The organism is Isoptericola halotolerans (genome assembly GCF_045689585.1).
In the GTDB taxonomy this organism is placed as follows: domain Bacteria; phylum Actinomycetota; class Actinomycetes; order Actinomycetales; family Cellulomonadaceae; genus Isoptericola; species Isoptericola halotolerans_B.
Genome location: NZ_CP140108.1, coordinates 2,996,024 through 3,009,439 on the forward strand (window position 1 = coordinate 2,996,024; position 13,416 = coordinate 3,009,439).

Annotated in this window: 14 protein-coding genes and 5 tRNA genes; 8 read left to right on the top strand and 11 right to left on the bottom strand. The window is 73.6% G+C overall.

Annotated elements, in window-relative coordinates; genetic code table 11:
• The first annotated feature begins 106 nt into the window (after window positions 1–106).
• Genes gndA through UQW22_RS13980 form a run of 4 tightly spaced genes read left to right on the top strand, consistent with a single transcriptional unit; the run spans window position 107 to window position 4,938 of the window.
• Window positions 107–1,555 carry an NADP-dependent phosphogluconate dehydrogenase gene (gene gndA, locus UQW22_RS13965; protein WP_407317670.1) on the top strand — a complete coding sequence of 483 codons (1,449 nt, stop codon included), beginning with the start codon at window positions 107–109 and terminating at the stop codon, window positions 1,553–1,555.
• A 7-nt stretch (window positions 1,556–1,562) separates the two neighbouring features.
• Entirely contained in the window at window positions 1,563–2,897 is a 1,335-nt protein-coding gene (locus UQW22_RS13970; RefSeq protein WP_407317671.1) for an ATP-grasp domain-containing protein, read from the top strand.
• The gene (locus tag UQW22_RS13975; protein ID WP_407317672.1) at window positions 2,894–4,207 is read left to right on the top strand and encodes a carboxylate--amine ligase; all 1,314 of its coding nucleotides are present in this window, start codon (window positions 2,894–2,896) and stop codon (window positions 4,205–4,207) included. Before UQW22_RS13970 ends, UQW22_RS13975 begins: the two co-directional genes overlap by 4 nt.
• On the top strand, window positions 4,204–4,938 hold the full coding sequence (locus tag UQW22_RS13980; protein ID WP_407317673.1) for an aspartate/glutamate racemase family protein: 735 nt from the start codon (window positions 4,204–4,206) through the stop codon (window positions 4,936–4,938). The genes UQW22_RS13975 and UQW22_RS13980 overlap by 4 nt, the downstream gene beginning before the upstream one ends.
• A 25-nt stretch (window positions 4,939–4,963) precedes the next feature.
• Here the strand turns inward: UQW22_RS13980 and UQW22_RS13985 are convergent, their stop codons facing one another.
• Window positions 4,964–5,455 carry a hypothetical protein gene (locus UQW22_RS13985; RefSeq protein WP_407317675.1) on the bottom strand — a complete coding sequence of 164 codons (492 nt, stop codon included), beginning with the start codon at window positions 5,453–5,455 and terminating at the stop codon, window positions 4,964–4,966.
• Between the two features lie 63 nt (window positions 5,456–5,518).
• Entirely contained in the window at window positions 5,519–6,313 is a 795-nt protein-coding gene (locus UQW22_RS13990; RefSeq protein ID WP_407317676.1) for a dihydrofolate reductase family protein, read from the bottom strand.
• A 38-nt stretch (window positions 6,314–6,351) separates the two neighbouring features.
• Here UQW22_RS13990 and zapE point away from each other — a divergent pair, with 38 nt between their 5' ends.
• Complete coding sequence (gene zapE, locus UQW22_RS13995; RefSeq protein ID WP_407317678.1) at window positions 6,352–7,446, top strand: cell division protein ZapE; 1,095 nt, start codon at window positions 6,352–6,354, stop codon at window positions 7,444–7,446.
• A gap of 23 nt (window positions 7,447–7,469) precedes the next feature.
• Here zapE and UQW22_RS14000 read toward each other — a convergent pair whose 3' ends face one another.
• On the bottom strand, window positions 7,470–9,134 hold the full coding sequence (locus UQW22_RS14000) for a hypothetical protein (protein ID WP_407317680.1): 1,665 nt from the start codon (window positions 9,132–9,134) through the stop codon (window positions 7,470–7,472).
• Window positions 9,135–9,310: 176 nt separating this feature from the next.
• Between UQW22_RS14000 and UQW22_RS14005 the strand changes: the two genes are divergently transcribed.
• Window positions 9,311–9,544: a hypothetical protein gene (locus tag UQW22_RS14005; protein WP_407317681.1), complete on the top strand. Its 234-nt coding sequence runs from the start codon at window positions 9,311–9,313 to the stop codon at window positions 9,542–9,544.
• A 9-nt stretch (window positions 9,545–9,553) separates the two neighbouring features.
• Here the strand turns inward: UQW22_RS14005 and UQW22_RS14010 are convergent, their stop codons facing one another.
• Both UQW22_RS14010 and UQW22_RS14015 read right to left on the bottom strand, forming a co-directional pair.
• Window positions 9,554–9,847 carry a hypothetical protein gene (locus UQW22_RS14010; RefSeq protein ID WP_407317683.1) on the bottom strand — a complete coding sequence of 98 codons (294 nt, stop codon included), beginning with the start codon at window positions 9,845–9,847 and terminating at the stop codon, window positions 9,554–9,556.
• 26 nt (window positions 9,848–9,873) lie between these two features.
• Window positions 9,874–10,635, bottom strand: a complete 762-nt coding sequence (locus UQW22_RS14015) for an HNH endonuclease family protein (RefSeq protein ID WP_407317685.1) — start codon at window positions 10,633–10,635, stop codon at window positions 9,874–9,876.
• Window positions 10,636–10,729: 94 nt separating this feature from the next.
• Here UQW22_RS14015 and UQW22_RS14020 point away from each other — a divergent pair, with 94 nt between their 5' ends.
• Entirely contained in the window at window positions 10,730–11,239 is a 510-nt protein-coding gene (locus UQW22_RS14020; protein ID WP_407317686.1) for a DUF421 domain-containing protein, read from the top strand.
• Between the two features lie 4 nt (window positions 11,240–11,243).
• Here UQW22_RS14020 and UQW22_RS14025 read toward each other — a convergent pair.
• The 6 genes from UQW22_RS14025 to UQW22_RS14050 all read right to left on the bottom strand — a co-directional run bounded on the left by UQW22_RS14025 (window position 11,244) and on the right by UQW22_RS14050 (window position 12,145).
• A tRNA-Val gene (locus UQW22_RS14025) sits at window positions 11,244–11,318 on the bottom strand.
• 1 nt (window position 11,319) lies between these two features.
• Window positions 11,320–11,395 (bottom strand) — tRNA-Gly (locus UQW22_RS14030).
• Between the two features lie 120 nt (window positions 11,396–11,515).
• On the bottom strand, window positions 11,516–11,794 hold the full coding sequence (locus UQW22_RS14035; protein ID WP_407317687.1) for a DUF2277 domain-containing protein: 279 nt from the start codon (window positions 11,792–11,794) through the stop codon (window positions 11,516–11,518).
• A 74-nt stretch (window positions 11,795–11,868) separates the two neighbouring features.
• Window positions 11,869–11,940 (bottom strand) — tRNA-Val (locus tag UQW22_RS14040).
• Between the two features lies 1 nt (window position 11,941).
• Window positions 11,942–12,012 (bottom strand) — tRNA-Cys (locus tag UQW22_RS14045).
• Between the two features lie 60 nt (window positions 12,013–12,072).
• Window positions 12,073–12,145 (bottom strand) — tRNA-Gly (locus tag UQW22_RS14050).
• Between the two features lie 127 nt (window positions 12,146–12,272).
• On the opposite strand from UQW22_RS14050, the gene UQW22_RS14055 reads away from it, so the two are divergent.
• Complete coding sequence (locus tag UQW22_RS14055; protein WP_407317688.1) at window positions 12,273–13,412, top strand: chorismate-binding protein; 1,140 nt, start codon at window positions 12,273–12,275, stop codon at window positions 13,410–13,412.
• The last annotated feature ends 4 nt before the right edge of the window (window positions 13,413–13,416 follow it).

A 13,416-nucleotide genomic window follows, 5' to 3' on the forward strand; every position in this document is an offset into this window, starting at 1 on the left:
GGCGCGTGGGCGTGTCGCGCGACGCGGGCGACTAGGCTGTTCGCGGCCTCCCGGGTGGACGACGACGAGACGCCCGGACACGATCTTCACGAGGAAGCAGGAATCGATGACAGCACGTGCCCAGATCGGCGTCACCGGACTCGCGGTGATGGGTCGCAACCTCGCGCGCAACTTCGCCCGCCACGGTTACACCGTGGCCCTGCACAACCGCAGCTACGGCAAGACGCAGTCGCTGGTCGAGGAAGCGGGTCACGAGGGCGACTTCGTGCCGTCCGAGTCGATGGCGGACTTCGTCGCCTCGCTCGAGCGGCCGCGCAAGGTCGTCATCATGGTCAAGGCGGGCGCCGCGACCGACGCCGTCATCGACGAGCTGCTGCCGCTGCTGGAGGAGGGCGACATCGTCGTCGACGCCGGCAACGCGCACTTCCCGGACACGATCCGCCGCGAGGAGGCGCTGAGCGCCCGTGGCCTGCACTTCGTGGGGACCGGCGTCTCGGGCGGCGAGGAGGGTGCGCTCCTCGGTCCGTCCATCATGCCGGGCGGGACCCGCGAGTCCTACGAGTCGCTCGGCCCGATCCTCGAGGCGATCTCCGCGAAGGTCGACGGCACGCCGTGCTGCACCTACGTGGGTCCGAACGGCGCCGGCCACTTCGTCAAGATGGTGCACAACGGCATCGAGTACGCCGACATGCAGCTCATCGCCGAGGCGTACGACCTGCTCAAGCAGGGGCTGGGCGCGTCGGCCGCGGAGATCGGCCAGATCTTCGCCGACTGGAACTCCGGCGACCTCGAGTCGTTCCTCATCGAGATCACGGCCGACGTCCTGCAGCACGTCGACGCCGAGACGGGCTCGGCGTTCGTGGACATCGTGCTGGACCAGGCCGAGCAGAAGGGCACCGGCCGCTGGACCGTGCAGAACGGTCTGGACCTCGGCGTGCCCATCACCGGCATCGCCGAGGCGACGTTCGCCCGGGCCCTGTCCGGTTCCGTGCCGCAGCGCGAGGCGGGCCGTGCCGCGCTGCCGGCGCACACCCAGGACTGGGAGGTCGGTGCGGACGACGCCTCCCGTGCCCGATTCGTGGAGGACGTGCGCCTGGCCCTCTACGCCTCGAAGGTCGTCGCCTACTCCCAGGGCTTCGACCAGATCGCGGCCGCCTCCGCGGAGAACGGCTGGGACATCGACCGCGGTGCGATGGCCCGCATCTGGCGCGGCGGCTGCATCATCCGCGCCCGGTTCCTCAACCGCATCACCGAGGCGTACGAGCGCGACGAGAACCTGCCGCTGCTGCTCGCCGACGAGTACTTCACCGACGCCGTCGGCAACGGCCTCGCGGCGTGGCGCCGCGTCGTCGCGGGTGCCGCGCAGAACGGTGTGCCGACGCCGGCGTTCAGCTCCTCGCTGGCCTACTACGACGGCGTCCGCGCCGAGCGTCTGCCGGCCGCGCTGATCCAGGCGCAGCGCGACTTCTTCGGTGCGCACACCTACCGCCGCACCGACCGCGAGGGCACCTTCCACACCCAGTGGTCCGCCGACCGTACCGAGACGGAGGGCTGACACTCCCGTGACCAGCTCCCCCGCGGGACCCGGGGCCGCCGGCCCCGGGTTCCACCCCGTGATCGTCGGGTCGGACATCGGTGTGTACGGCCTGGCCCGTTCCTTCCACGAGCAGTACGGGTTGCGCACCACGGTGGTGGCCTTCGCCGAACCCGGCCCCATCGCGCACTCGCAGCTCATCGACACGGTGCTGTCCGGCACCGCGCCCGCCGAGATCGTCGCGACGCTCGAGCAGGTGGCGACCGGACGGCGGGCCGCCGGGCACCGTGAGCCCCTGGTGCTGCAGTCCAACATGGACTGGGTGGTGCGCATCCTCGCTCACCACCGCACGGTCCTCGAGACCGCGGGCTTCGTGCTGCCCTACGCCGACGTCGACCTCATCGACCGGATCTGCGACAAGGCCGAGTTCTCGGCGGTGTGCACCGAGCTCGGCATCCCCACGCCCGAGACCGTGATCCAGGACTTCGCCACGGCCGAGGACGACGGCTGGCGGCCCGAGCCCGTCACCTTCGACTACCCGGTCATCGCCAAGCCGGCGTCGAGCGCGGACTACCACGACGTGCGGTTCGCCGGGAAGAAGAAGATCTACGAGATCGCCACGCCCGAGGAGCTCGACCAGCTCTGGCGGTCGCTGCGGGGCGCGGGCTTCCGTGGCCGCTTCCTCGTGCAGGAGATGATCCCGGGCGACGACACGCAGATGCGCTCGGTGACCACGTACTCCGACACGTCGGGGCGGGTCACGCTGCGCTGCTCGGCGAGGGTGCTCCTCGAGGAGCGCACGCCCGCCGCCCGCGGCAACCCGTCGGCGATGATCGTCGAGCCGGTCACCGAGATCCTCGACGCCGCCCAGCGGATCTGCGAGCACACGGGCTGGCGCGGCTTCGCGAACTTCGACGTCAAGCTCGACCCGCGTGACGGCGTCTACAAGTTCTTCGAGCAGAACCCCCGCATCGGCCGGAACAACTACTACCTCACCGCGGGCGGGCAGAACCCGACCGAGGTGCTCGTGGACGACGTGATCCTCGGGCAGCGGCGCGAGCTCGTGACCGCACGGCGCGAGGTGCTCTACGCCGTCGTGCCCCAGGGGCTGCTGCGTCGCTACGTGCTCGACGACGGGCTGCGTGCCCGGGTCGTCGGCCTGATGCGCACCGGTCGCTCGGTGCACCCGCTGCGGTACGCCGCCGACGCGAGCCCGCGCCGCCGGCTCTACGTGCTGACCGCGCTGGTCAACCACGTGCGCAAGTACCGCCGGTACTACCCGCTCAGCGCCTTGCGGGCCAACTTCGCGGCCGCGCAGGCCGCGACGGCCGCCCGGCCGTCCGCGGGACGGGGGAACCGATGAGCCGCCGGCTGCAGCCCGTCGTCCTCGGTGGCGACATCGGGGCCTACTCGCTGGCCCGGACCTTCCACGAGGCCTACGGCGTCAAGCCGGTCGTGGTGTCGGGGATGTCGACCGGTCTGGTACGCCACTCCCGGATCCTGCACCACGTCGCCGAGCCGCGCATCGACGAGCCCGACGCGATCGTGGCGCGGCTGCGATCGATCGCCGACCAGCACACCGACGCCGACCTGATCGTCATGGGCTCGGCGGACTGGCTGGTGCGCACCCTCGTGGAGAACCGCGACCGGCTCGAGGACCGCTACACGGTGCCGTACGTCGGCGAGGAGCTCCTCCTGCGGCTCACCGACAAGGAAGGGTTCGGCGACCTGTGCGCCGAGCTCGGGATCGCGCACCCGACGACGGTCATCCACAAGGTCGCGGGGGAGGGCGCCGGCGGCAGCGACGACGAACCCGACACGTCCGGCCTGACGTTCCCCGTCATCGCCAAGGCGGCGAGCACGGCCGCCTACCACGACGTGGAGTTCGCCGGGAAGAAGAAGGTCTTCCTCGTGGACTCCCGGGCCGAGCTGCTGGACCTCTTGGCGCGCGTGCACGACGCGGGGTACGTGGGGTCGTTCGTCATCCAGGACTACATCCCGGGGGACGACTCGGGGATGCGCATCCTGACCTGCTACTCGGACGCGAACGGCAAGGTGCGCTTCTCGGCCTTCGGCCACGTGCTGCTCGAGGAGCACACGCCCGGGGCGCTCGGCAACCCGGCCGGCATCGTCACCCAGACCCAGGCCGACGTGGTCGAGCAGGCCACGCGCCTGCTGGAGCACGTCGGCTGGACCGGCTTCGCGAACTTCGACCTGAAGTACGACCCGCGCGACGGCCGGTACGTGTTCTTCGAGCTGAACCCCCGGCTGGGCCGCTCGAACTTCTACATCGCCGCCGCCGGGGCCCACGCGGTGAAGTTCTCGGTGCACGAGCACGTGCTCGGGCTCGACCCGGATCCCCGCGAGGTCCTCGGCCCCGACGTCCCGCTCTCGTCCACCGGCGAGCTCGAGGCCCGGCGCCTGTACACGGTGCTCCCCGGTGCCCTGCTGCGGCGGTACGTGCTCGACGGCGACGTCCGGGCCGAGGCGCGCCGGCTCGCCTGGCGGGGACGCTCGACGAACCCGCTGTGGTATCGGGCCGAGACCGACCCGCGCCGCATCGCCTACCTGTGCGTCGCCCAGCTCAACCAGTGGCGCAAGTACGCCCGGCACTACCCGCTGGCCGAGGCGCGGCGGCTGGCCTGGCGGGGGCCGTCGAAGGGGTCGGTGTGACCGGACCGGAGCCCGTGGGCGCGCCGTCGCCGCCGGTCGGAGTGATCGGCGGCGTCGGCCCGCTCGCCACGGCCTACTTCCTGCAGCGGGTCGTCCAGCTCACGGACGCCGACCGCGACCAGGAGCACGTCGACCTCGTGGTGCTGAACCATGCCACGGTGCCGGACCGCACGGACTTCGTGGTGGGGCGCTCGACGCTCGACCCGGGCCCGGTCCTCGCACGCGACGCACGTCGCCTCGAGGACTTCGGCGTGAGCTTCCTGGTGATGCCGTGCAACACGGCGCACTACTTCACCCAGCAGGTGCTCGACGCCATCACGGTGCCGTTCGTGTCGATCGTCGACGTGACGGTGGCTGCGGCGCGCCGGCGCGACCCGGCGCTGACGAGGGTCGGGCTGCTGGCGACAGCCGGGACGGTCGCCTCGGGGGTGTACGCGGACGCCTTCGCGGCGTACGGCATCGAGGTCGTCACGCCGACCGTCGAGGACCAGGACCTGGTCAACGCGGTGATCTACGACCAGGTCAAGGCAGGGCAGCCCGCGGACCCGGACGCGCTGCGTGCGGTGGCCGCACGGCTGGTCGACCGCGGGGCCGGCGTCGTGGTGCTGGGCTGCACCGAGCTGTCCGTGGCGGCCGTCGACCACGGGCTGCTGGACGAACCACCGTTCCTGGACTCGATGGACGAGCTCGTCCGCGCGACGATCGTCCGCGCCGGGCACCGCGTGCGCTGACGGCGCCGCCACCGAGCCGGAGGGTTCAGCCGAGCTCGGAGGTGCCCGCGTAGAGGTGCAGCACCGGCACGTGGAGCTCCTCGCGGGCCCGCGAGGCCCAGTCGGTGTGGAAGGTGTCCTCGACGGCGTGCGGGTACGTGACGACCACGACCTCGTCCCCGCCCTCGGCGACGGCGTGCCGCAGCGTGGGCAGCGGGTCGTCCTCGGTGACCTCGCCCGTGGCGGCGGCACCGTGCGCCCGCAGCAGCTCCACCGACCCGGCGACCTGCTCCTCCGCGGTCGCTGTCGCCTGCTCGGGGCTCGGTTCGCGCCCGAGGATGTCGTCCCACGCCTCGCGCAGCTCGAGCATCCCGAGATGGTCCAGCACGGAGGCCACCACGTTGTGCTCGGTGTCCGCGGGCACGAGCACGCGGTAGGCGACGTCGTCGCCGGTGTGCAGCGAGGTGATGTGCTCGACGTCGGCCGACGTCAGCGCGTCTTCGGTGAGGACCACGACGGTCCAGGGTGCGTCAGGCATGCCAGCAACCTACGGCACGGCCGGTGCGGGTGCCCGCCGGTGGTGCCGGACGGGCCGACCGGTTCACGGGCGCAGCTCCCAGCGGGCCACGAGGGTGCCCGAGGGCGCCGCGAGCAGGTGACCCAGCCGCGCCGGGCGCCGCCCCGCGGTGGGGACGTGCTCCGCCGGACCGACGGGCCCGGCCGGCGCGGCCACGTCGGGCAGCCCCGCCACGACGCGTCCGGGCCCGGGGCCCACGAGCTGCGGCGTGGTCGTGAGGCACAGCTCGTCGACGAGGTCGGCGGCGAGCATCGCGGCGAGCAGGTGCGGTCCGCCCTCGCACAGGACGTGGGCCATCCCGCGCTCGGCCAGCCCGGCCGTGCCGGCGGCCAGGTCGACCGCACCGCCGTCGTCGGCCTCGACGACCCGCTCCCTGCCGACGGCTGCCGCCGCCGTCGCCGCACCCGCCGATCCCGTGACTACCCACGGCGGGCGGCCGCCGGCCAGGAGGGTGTCGGGCACGCGTCCGGACCGGGTGACCAGCGCGAGCTCGAGGGGCCGGTCGCGCAGGGTGGCCAGGCCGCGCGGACGCTCCAGGGCGGTGTAGGCCTCGGCCCGTGCGGTGCCCGCACCGACCAGGACGACGTCGGCGAGGGCGCGCAGCACCCGGAAGATCCGCCAGTCGGCGGCGTCGTTGATGGACCCGGACCGGCCGTCCTCGCCCCACGCCCCGCCGTCGACGCTCGCGACCATGTTCGCCCGCACGTGGCGGCCCGCGGGCGGCGTGCAGAGCTCGACGAGCCGCCGCTCGGCCGGGTCCGCCGGGAGAGCCTCGGGGGAGGGGAGCAACAGGCGCAGGGACGGGGTGTCTGAACTCACAGCGGCCAGCGTACGGCGCGCACGTAGGCTGGAGAACCGTGACCGCAGTCCAGTCCTCGGCCTCCGCCTCCCCGTCGGGCACCCACGACCGCACCCCGGGCTCGCTCGTGTCCGTGCGGCCGACGGTGCCGCCGGGACGTCTCCTGGCGGACCTCGTCCCCCCGCCGCACTTCGACCAGGCCCGCTTCGCCACCTACCGCGCGAACCCCGAGCACCCGAGCCAGGCCCGCACCGTCGCGCGTCTGGAGGAGGTGGTGGCGGAGATCGCGGCCCCCGCACCCACCGGGCTGCGCGCCCTGCTCGGTCGTCGTCGGCCCGCCCCCGCGGTCTACATGGACGGGGGGTTCGGCGTCGGCAAGACGCACCTGCTCACCTCGCTGGCGCACGCCGTCACGTCGGCGGCCGGGCCGGGCAGCGCCGTGTACGGCACCTTCGTGGAGTACACGAACCTGGTGGGGGCGCTCGGCTTCCTGCCCACGGTCGAGGCCCTTTCGACGCGCAAGCTCGTCTGCATCGACGAGTTCGAGCTCGACGACCCGGGCGACACGGTGCTGATGTCTCGTCTGCTGCGCGAGCTCGCCGACCGCGGTGTGGCCCTGGCCGCCACCTCCAACACGCTGCCCGACGCACTGGGGGAGGGCCGGTTCGCCGCGGAGGACTTCCTGCGCGAGATCCAGGCGCTCGCGGACCGGTTCGAGGTGCTGCGCGTCGACGGCGAGGACTACCGGCACCGTGCGGTGGTCACCGATGCGGAGCCGCTGCCGGCCGACGCGGTCCGGGCCGCGGCCGCGGCCCGGGACGGTGCCGTGCTGGACGACTTCGCGGACCTGCTCGCCCACCTGGCCACGGTGCACCCCAGCCGCTACGGGGCGATGCTGGACGGCGTGGAGCTGGTGGCGCTCACCGGCGTGCGTGCCGTGACGCGCCAGGAGGTCGCCCTGCGGCTGGTGGTGCTGATCGACCGCCTCTACGACCGGGACGTCCCCGTGCTGCTGGCCGGCGTGGACGGGGTCGCGGAACGGTCGCTGTTCACCGAGGAGATGCTCGCCGGCGGCTACCGCAAGAAGTACTTCCGCGCGCTGTCGCGTCTGGGGGCGCTCGCCCAGGAGGGACGGCGCCTGGCCGCGGCCTGAGCCGGGCGCTCCGGCGGGGGTCTTCAGCCCGGGGCCGTCTGTGCGTCGTCGCGTCGCAGCACGACCACGGCCCGGCCCGGTAGGTGCAGCCGTCCGCCGAGCAGCTGGGTCGCCTCCGGGCGCCAGCACGCCGCGATCCGCCATCCTGTCTCGCCGAGGTGCGGGGCGAGGTCGGTCTCGACGGCCTCGCCCGACGTGGCCAGGACCAGCGCGCTGTCACCGCGGCGCACCACGAGGAGTCCGGCTCCCGTGCTCGGCTCGACAGGGAGCGAGAGGTCGGCGAGCGACGCCGGGCGCAGCGCCAGGAGGCGGCGGGTCCACCGGACGAGGCGTTCGGCCGGGGCGTCCTGCCGCGCGACCGGGACGTGCTGGGTGTCGAGCACGAGGGGTGTGCCGGCCAGCGTGGCGAAGGCGAGCAGCGCGGCGCGGGAGTCGACGTCGGACGCCGGTGGCGGGTGCGGTGGGGTCTCGCTCGCGGTGCCCGACCAGGGGATCGCCGGCACGGCGGCAGGGAGCCGGGTGAGGTCGCCGACGAGCAAAGGGGCCGACCGTGCGGTCGCCCGGTGGGCACGTCGGAACGCCGCCGGTCCGCGGCTGCCGGTCCCTCCGGGCGGGAAGGCCTCGTCGGCGATCGCCAGCAGCTCGTCCGCCCGGGCGGGCAGGTCCCGCCCGGCGAGGATGCCCCCGACGACGGTGGTGAGGCGGTCGCTACGGCCGGGGCCGTCCATGAGCAGGGTGCGCGGTCGACCGGAGCGGGCCGCGACGGTCTGGACGGCCTCGGCGAGCTCGCCGAGGAACGGCATCGCGGAGCGGTCCACCAGCGCCTCGACGTCCAGCAGCAGACCGTCGACGTGGAAGTCGGCGAGCCAGCGGCAGGTGTCCGCGACGAGGAAGTCGCGGGCTCCGCGGCTGCCCGAGCCGTCGAGGTTGATCCGGGGCGTGTCGCGCCCGGCGGAGGCGCCGCGCCGCGGTCCGATGCGGGCACCGCTCGCGTACGGGCCGAACGAGTGCAGTCCCAGCGCGTCGGCGACGGCCCAGCGGTGCGGCGGGTCGAGGACGACGGCGAGGCCGTGTCGGTGAGCCGCGTCGACGAAGCGGTGCAGCGCGGCGGGCCCGCCGTACGGGGCGTGCACGGCGAAGAGCCGCACGCCGGCCTCGGGCCCGGCCGAGGGGTCGAAGGCGGCGATCGGTGCGAGCTCGACACCGTCGACGCCGAGGGCGGCGACCGCGGGCAGCAGCTCGACGGCGGCGTCGAGCGTCCCGCCGGCCGTCGCGGTGGCGACGTCGAGGTGCAGCAGGACGCCGCGCGTGAGGTCGGCCCCGCGCCAGGCCGCGTCGTGCCAGGCGAAGTCGTCGTCCAGCACCTGGCTGGGGCCGTGGATGCCGCGCGGCAGCAGCGTGCTGCAGGGGTCGGGCAGGGCGGGGCCGCCGTCGATGGAGAACGCGTACTCCGTGCCGTGCGGGAGGTGGTCGTCGGCTCGCCAGTAGCCGGGTTCGTGGGCGCCGACGAGGCGCAACGTGCGCCGGTCGGCAGGGCCGCCTGCGCGGGGCAGGACGACCTCGACCGTGTGCGCACGGGGCGCCCACACGAAGGGGAGGCGCCCGGGCCAGCGTTCCCTGGTCCGGGACTGCGGTGCGCGGGTACCGGGCGCGAACGCGGCCTCGTCGGGACGGTCGGCGGCGGTCACGCGGACACCCTAGCCCCGTCGGTGCACCGGCGGGGCGCCCGTCCGGTGCGGGGCGCACCTGCACCCGTGGCCGAGGAATGACGACGGCGTGACGGCGTGGTGGCGGCCTCGTTCCCAGGTAAGAAAAAGTGTGCCAAGCGCGAGCGAGCACACCGTCGCGCTGGTACACCTGAGACATGAGCACAGAACAGGGGGAGGGTAGCCCGACACGGGGCCGGCACCTCCTCGACGAGTCGATCGCGTCGCAGGCTCGGATCGCGCCTCGCCGCCGGTCGCTCACCGACCCGCACGGCGACCCCCGGCTGGGAGGCGACGCGACCAAGGCGCCGACCTCGCTGTCCCAGCCGGAGCGACAGGCGCACGAGGGCGCCTCGAGCGGACACTCCTGGGACGACCCGGACGAGCTCTGAGAAGATCCCTCAGCGTGGCCGGCGGTCGGTCCCGACCTCGATCAGCCTCGGCATGCCCGCCGGGGCCACCTCGCTGACCGCGAGGTAGCGGGCCTCGGCGCGGTGCAGGCGGATGTGCTCGTCCAACGACCACTGCGGGCCGTTGCACAGCACCATGCCGCACGAGCAGTCGATCTCGACGGACCCGTCGTCGTGGTGGCGGGCCTGCCCGACCGTCACGTGCGACGCCCGGGCACGCACCTTGGCGCGGTGCATGGCGGCGGACACGGCCGGCGGGCTCTCGGCGCTACGGTCGGGTTCCACGACGGCGAGGATACCCGCCACGGCCGTCAGGACGGCGAGCCCGCCGGCAGGGGCTCGTCCGGGCACGTCGTGAGCACGCGCTGCATGGCGTCGCGCTCGGCCTCCGTGACCCACAGCTCGTAGCGGATCTTCACCGCGACCTGGCGGGCCACGTACCCGCACCGGTAGTCGGTGCTCGGTGGCAACCAGGTGGCGGTGTCGCCGTCGCCCTTGGCGCCGTTCGTGGGGCCGTCGACGGCGAGCAGGTTCAACGGGTCGTTCGCGAGCTGGCGGCGCTCCTCCGCGTCCAGGCCCTGGGCGCCCTTCTGCCACGCGTCCGACAGGGCCACGACGTGGTCGATCTGCACCGCCGTCGAGGTGGTCCGGCCGCGCCGGAAGTCGATGGCGGACCCGGTGTACGGGTCGACCAGCGAGCCGGTCAGCACGACGCACTCCCGCGTCCCCGGCTCGAACGTCACCGAGGTGAGGTCGCGCGCCAGGACGTCGTTGCGGGTGTCGCACCCGTTGCGGTCGACGTCGGCCCACGCGGGCCCGAACTCGTCGCGGTCGTAGCCGGTCTTCGGTGCTCGGCCCTTGACCGTGAGGTCGTCGACGGCGGCCAGCGCGGACCCTGGTGCGCCGGTGGCCGTGTCGGTGCCGCCCACCAGGGCGGCGAACGGACCGCCGGTGCCGCGGGCGAGATCGCCGACCGTCACGACGCCGGCTGTGAGGAGGACCGCGAGGGCGAGAACCAGCAGCGGCACGCGACGACGTGCCCGCGTGGACGTGCGAGAGGACGGACGGGACACGGACGACTCCTTCGTGAGGTTCGCCCTGATTGTCGCAGGCGCGGCGGTGCTCCGGGCGCGCGCGACGACCGTCGTCCTTTGCTAGGCAGGACGCATGTGGTTCAGCGATCCTGAGGCGGTGTGGCGGGTGCTCGCCGTCGGCACCGCGACGTACCTCGCCCTGGTCGTGCTGCTCCGGGTGACCGGGAAGCGCACGCTGTCCAAGCTCAACGCCTTCGACTTCGTGGTCACCATCGCGCTGGGCTCGACGCTGGCGACGGTGCTGCTCGACGGGGCCGTGTCCTGGGTCGAGGGCGTCGTCGCGCTCGCCCTCCTGGCGGTCCTGCAGCTGGTCGTGTCGTGGCTGGTGAGCCGACGTCCGCGGGCCGCCACCCTGGTGACCTCCGGGGCGCTGGTCGTCCTGCTGGAGGGGGAGCCGGACGCCGACGCGCTCCGTCGTGCGCGGCTCACCCGGTCGGAGCTGGCACAGGCGGTGCGTCGGGCGGGCTACGGGGGATACGACGTCCTCGCCGCTGTCGTCCTCGAGAGCGACGGGTCACTGAGCATCGTGCCGACGTCGCAACGCGGCGACGGTTCGACCATCGACCCTCTGCAGGGCCGGTAAGGGGTGGTGGGCGATACTGGGATCGAACCAGTGACCTCTTCCGTGTCAGGGAAGCGCGCTACCGCTGCGCCAATCGCCCGTGGAGCGGATGACGGGACTCGGACCCGCGACATCCACCTTGGCAAGGTGGTGCTCTACCAACTGAGCTACATCCGCACGGCCGGACTCAGGGGATTACTCCCCGCTGTTCCGGCGCCTGTGGAACATTACTGGACCGACCGCGTGCCGGTCCAATCGCCGGGTGTGTGACCTGCGCCTCCGTCCTGGGCGCGGCTCTCAGGCGGTCTGTCGGGCGGCCAGGCGCGCCTGCACCTCGGGGCGGCGCAGGGGAGGGACCGTCGGCGGCGGTTGGCGCCGCGCCGGCAGGTCTGCCAGCAGTCGTGTGACGATCTCGGTGATCTCCGCGGCCGCCGCCTCGCACGGTTCGCGCGACGCCGCGGCGGCCGTGGTGGACACCCCGGTGACCTTGCGGACGAACTGGGCGGACGCCGCCTCGATCTCCTCGGGCGTGGCGGGCGGCTCTAGGCCGCGCAGCGTGGTGATGTTCCGGCACATGCTCGTGACGGTACGCCGCACCGGTGCGGAACGCACGAAGGCCCGGACCGACCGGTCCGGGCCTTCGTCGTGCGTGGGCGATACTGGGATCGAACCAGTGACCTCTTCCGTGTCAGGGAAGCGCGCTACCGCTGCGCCAATCGCCCGAGGTGGGTACGGGATTCGAACCCGTGTATACGGCTTTGCAGGCCGCTGCCTCGCCTCTCGGCCAACCCACCAGGAGAAGACGTGTGCTCTCCCGCTTCCTCGTTGTCGAGGAGGCAGGGAGTGGGCCTCCGAGCGGATGACGGGACTCGGACCCGCGACATCCACCTTGGCAAGGTGGTGCTCTACCAACTGAGCTACATCCGCACGACCGGACATCAGGGGATCGCTCCCCGGCGTTCCGGCGCGAGGGCAACATTAGTTGACCTATCCCGAATCCGTCCAATCGCCCCGGGCGGTGTGTCGTGGCGACCTGCTGGCATACCGTTCCTGCGTGGACGAACCGACCTCCTGGGCCTCCTTCGCCGGCCGCCTGGCCGTCGACGTCGTGGAGTGCATCGATCTCGAGCGCGCACCGCACCGGCTCGCCGAGCCCGGACCGTGGTTCGTCGTCGTGGACTTCGAGGCGTTCGGTCGCGGTGGCCGTGCGCGCGCCTGGCGCTTCGCCCACGTGGCTGACGGCGGACCGGCCGGTGCGTCCTCGGGCTCGGCGCCGGGCATCACGTCGGGCGACACGTGGCGTGGGCCGGAGCCGGGGAGCTGGCACAGCTCGATGGACCGGGACGCCTACGAGTCCGCGGTGCGCCGCGTGCGCGGGCACGTGCGCGAGGGCACCGTCTACCAGGCCAACGTCTGCCGGGTGCTGCAGGCGCCGCTGCCGGTGGTGCGGGACGGCTCCGCGCCGCGCGAGCCGGCGGCGGACGCCCTGGCCGCTCGTCTCGCCGCCGGCAACCCCGCCCCGTACGCCGCGGCCGTCCACGTCCCGGCAGCGTCCGGCGTCGACCCGGTCTGGGTGGTGTCGGCCTCGCCCGAGCTCTACCTGTCGCTCGACGGCGGGGCGCTGGCCTCGGGGCCGATCAAGGGCACGGCGCGCACGCCCGGCGGTCTCACCGACAAGGACCGGGCGGAGAACGTCATGATCACCGACCTCGTGCGCAACGACCTCCACCGGGTCTGCGAGCCCGGCACCGTCGACGTCATCGAGCTGCTGGGCGTGGAGGAGCACCCCGGCCTCGTGCACCTCGTCTCGCGGGTCCGTGGCGCGCTGACCCCCGCGGTCGCTGGGGCGCCGGACCGGTGGGGCCGGGTGCTGCGCGCCACGTTCCCGCCCGGATCGGTGTCCGGGGCGCCCAAGTCCTCGGCGCTGCAGGTCATCGACGAGCTGGAGACCGCCACCCGCGGACCGTACTGCGGCGCCGTGGGCTGGGTGGACGGCGACCGCGCCGAGCTCGCCGTCGGTATCCGGACGTTCTGGTGGGAGCGCGGGCCGCACGACGACGGCGTGCTGCGGTTCGGGACGGGGGCCGGCATCACCTGGGGCTCCGACCCGGCCGCGGAGTGGGCCGAGACCGAGCTCAAGGCGTCGCGGCTCGTGAGGCTCGCGTCGGCGGCAGGGAGCGACCGGCGGGCATAGCGTG

Excerpts from the sequence above, each read along its gene's own strand:
- UQW22_RS14005 (WP_407317681.1), top strand. The coding sequence starts at position 9,311 with ATGAGCACAGAACAGGGGGAGGGTAGCCCGACACGGGGCCGGCACCTC.
- gndA (WP_407317670.1), top strand. The coding sequence starts at position 107 with ATGACAGCACGTGCCCAGATCGGCGTCACCGGACTCGCGGTGATGGGT.
- UQW22_RS13985 (WP_407317675.1), bottom strand. The coding sequence starts at position 5,455 with ATGCCTGACGCACCCTGGACCGTCGTGGTCCTCACCGAAGACGCGCTG.
- UQW22_RS14035 (WP_407317687.1), bottom strand. The coding sequence starts at position 11,794 with ATGTGCCGGAACATCACCACGCTGCGCGGCCTAGAGCCGCCCGCCACG.
- UQW22_RS14020 (WP_407317686.1), top strand. The coding sequence starts at position 10,730 with ATGTGGTTCAGCGATCCTGAGGCGGTGTGGCGGGTGCTCGCCGTCGGC.
- UQW22_RS13975 (WP_407317672.1), top strand. The coding sequence starts at position 2,894 with ATGAGCCGCCGGCTGCAGCCCGTCGTCCTCGGTGGCGACATCGGGGCC.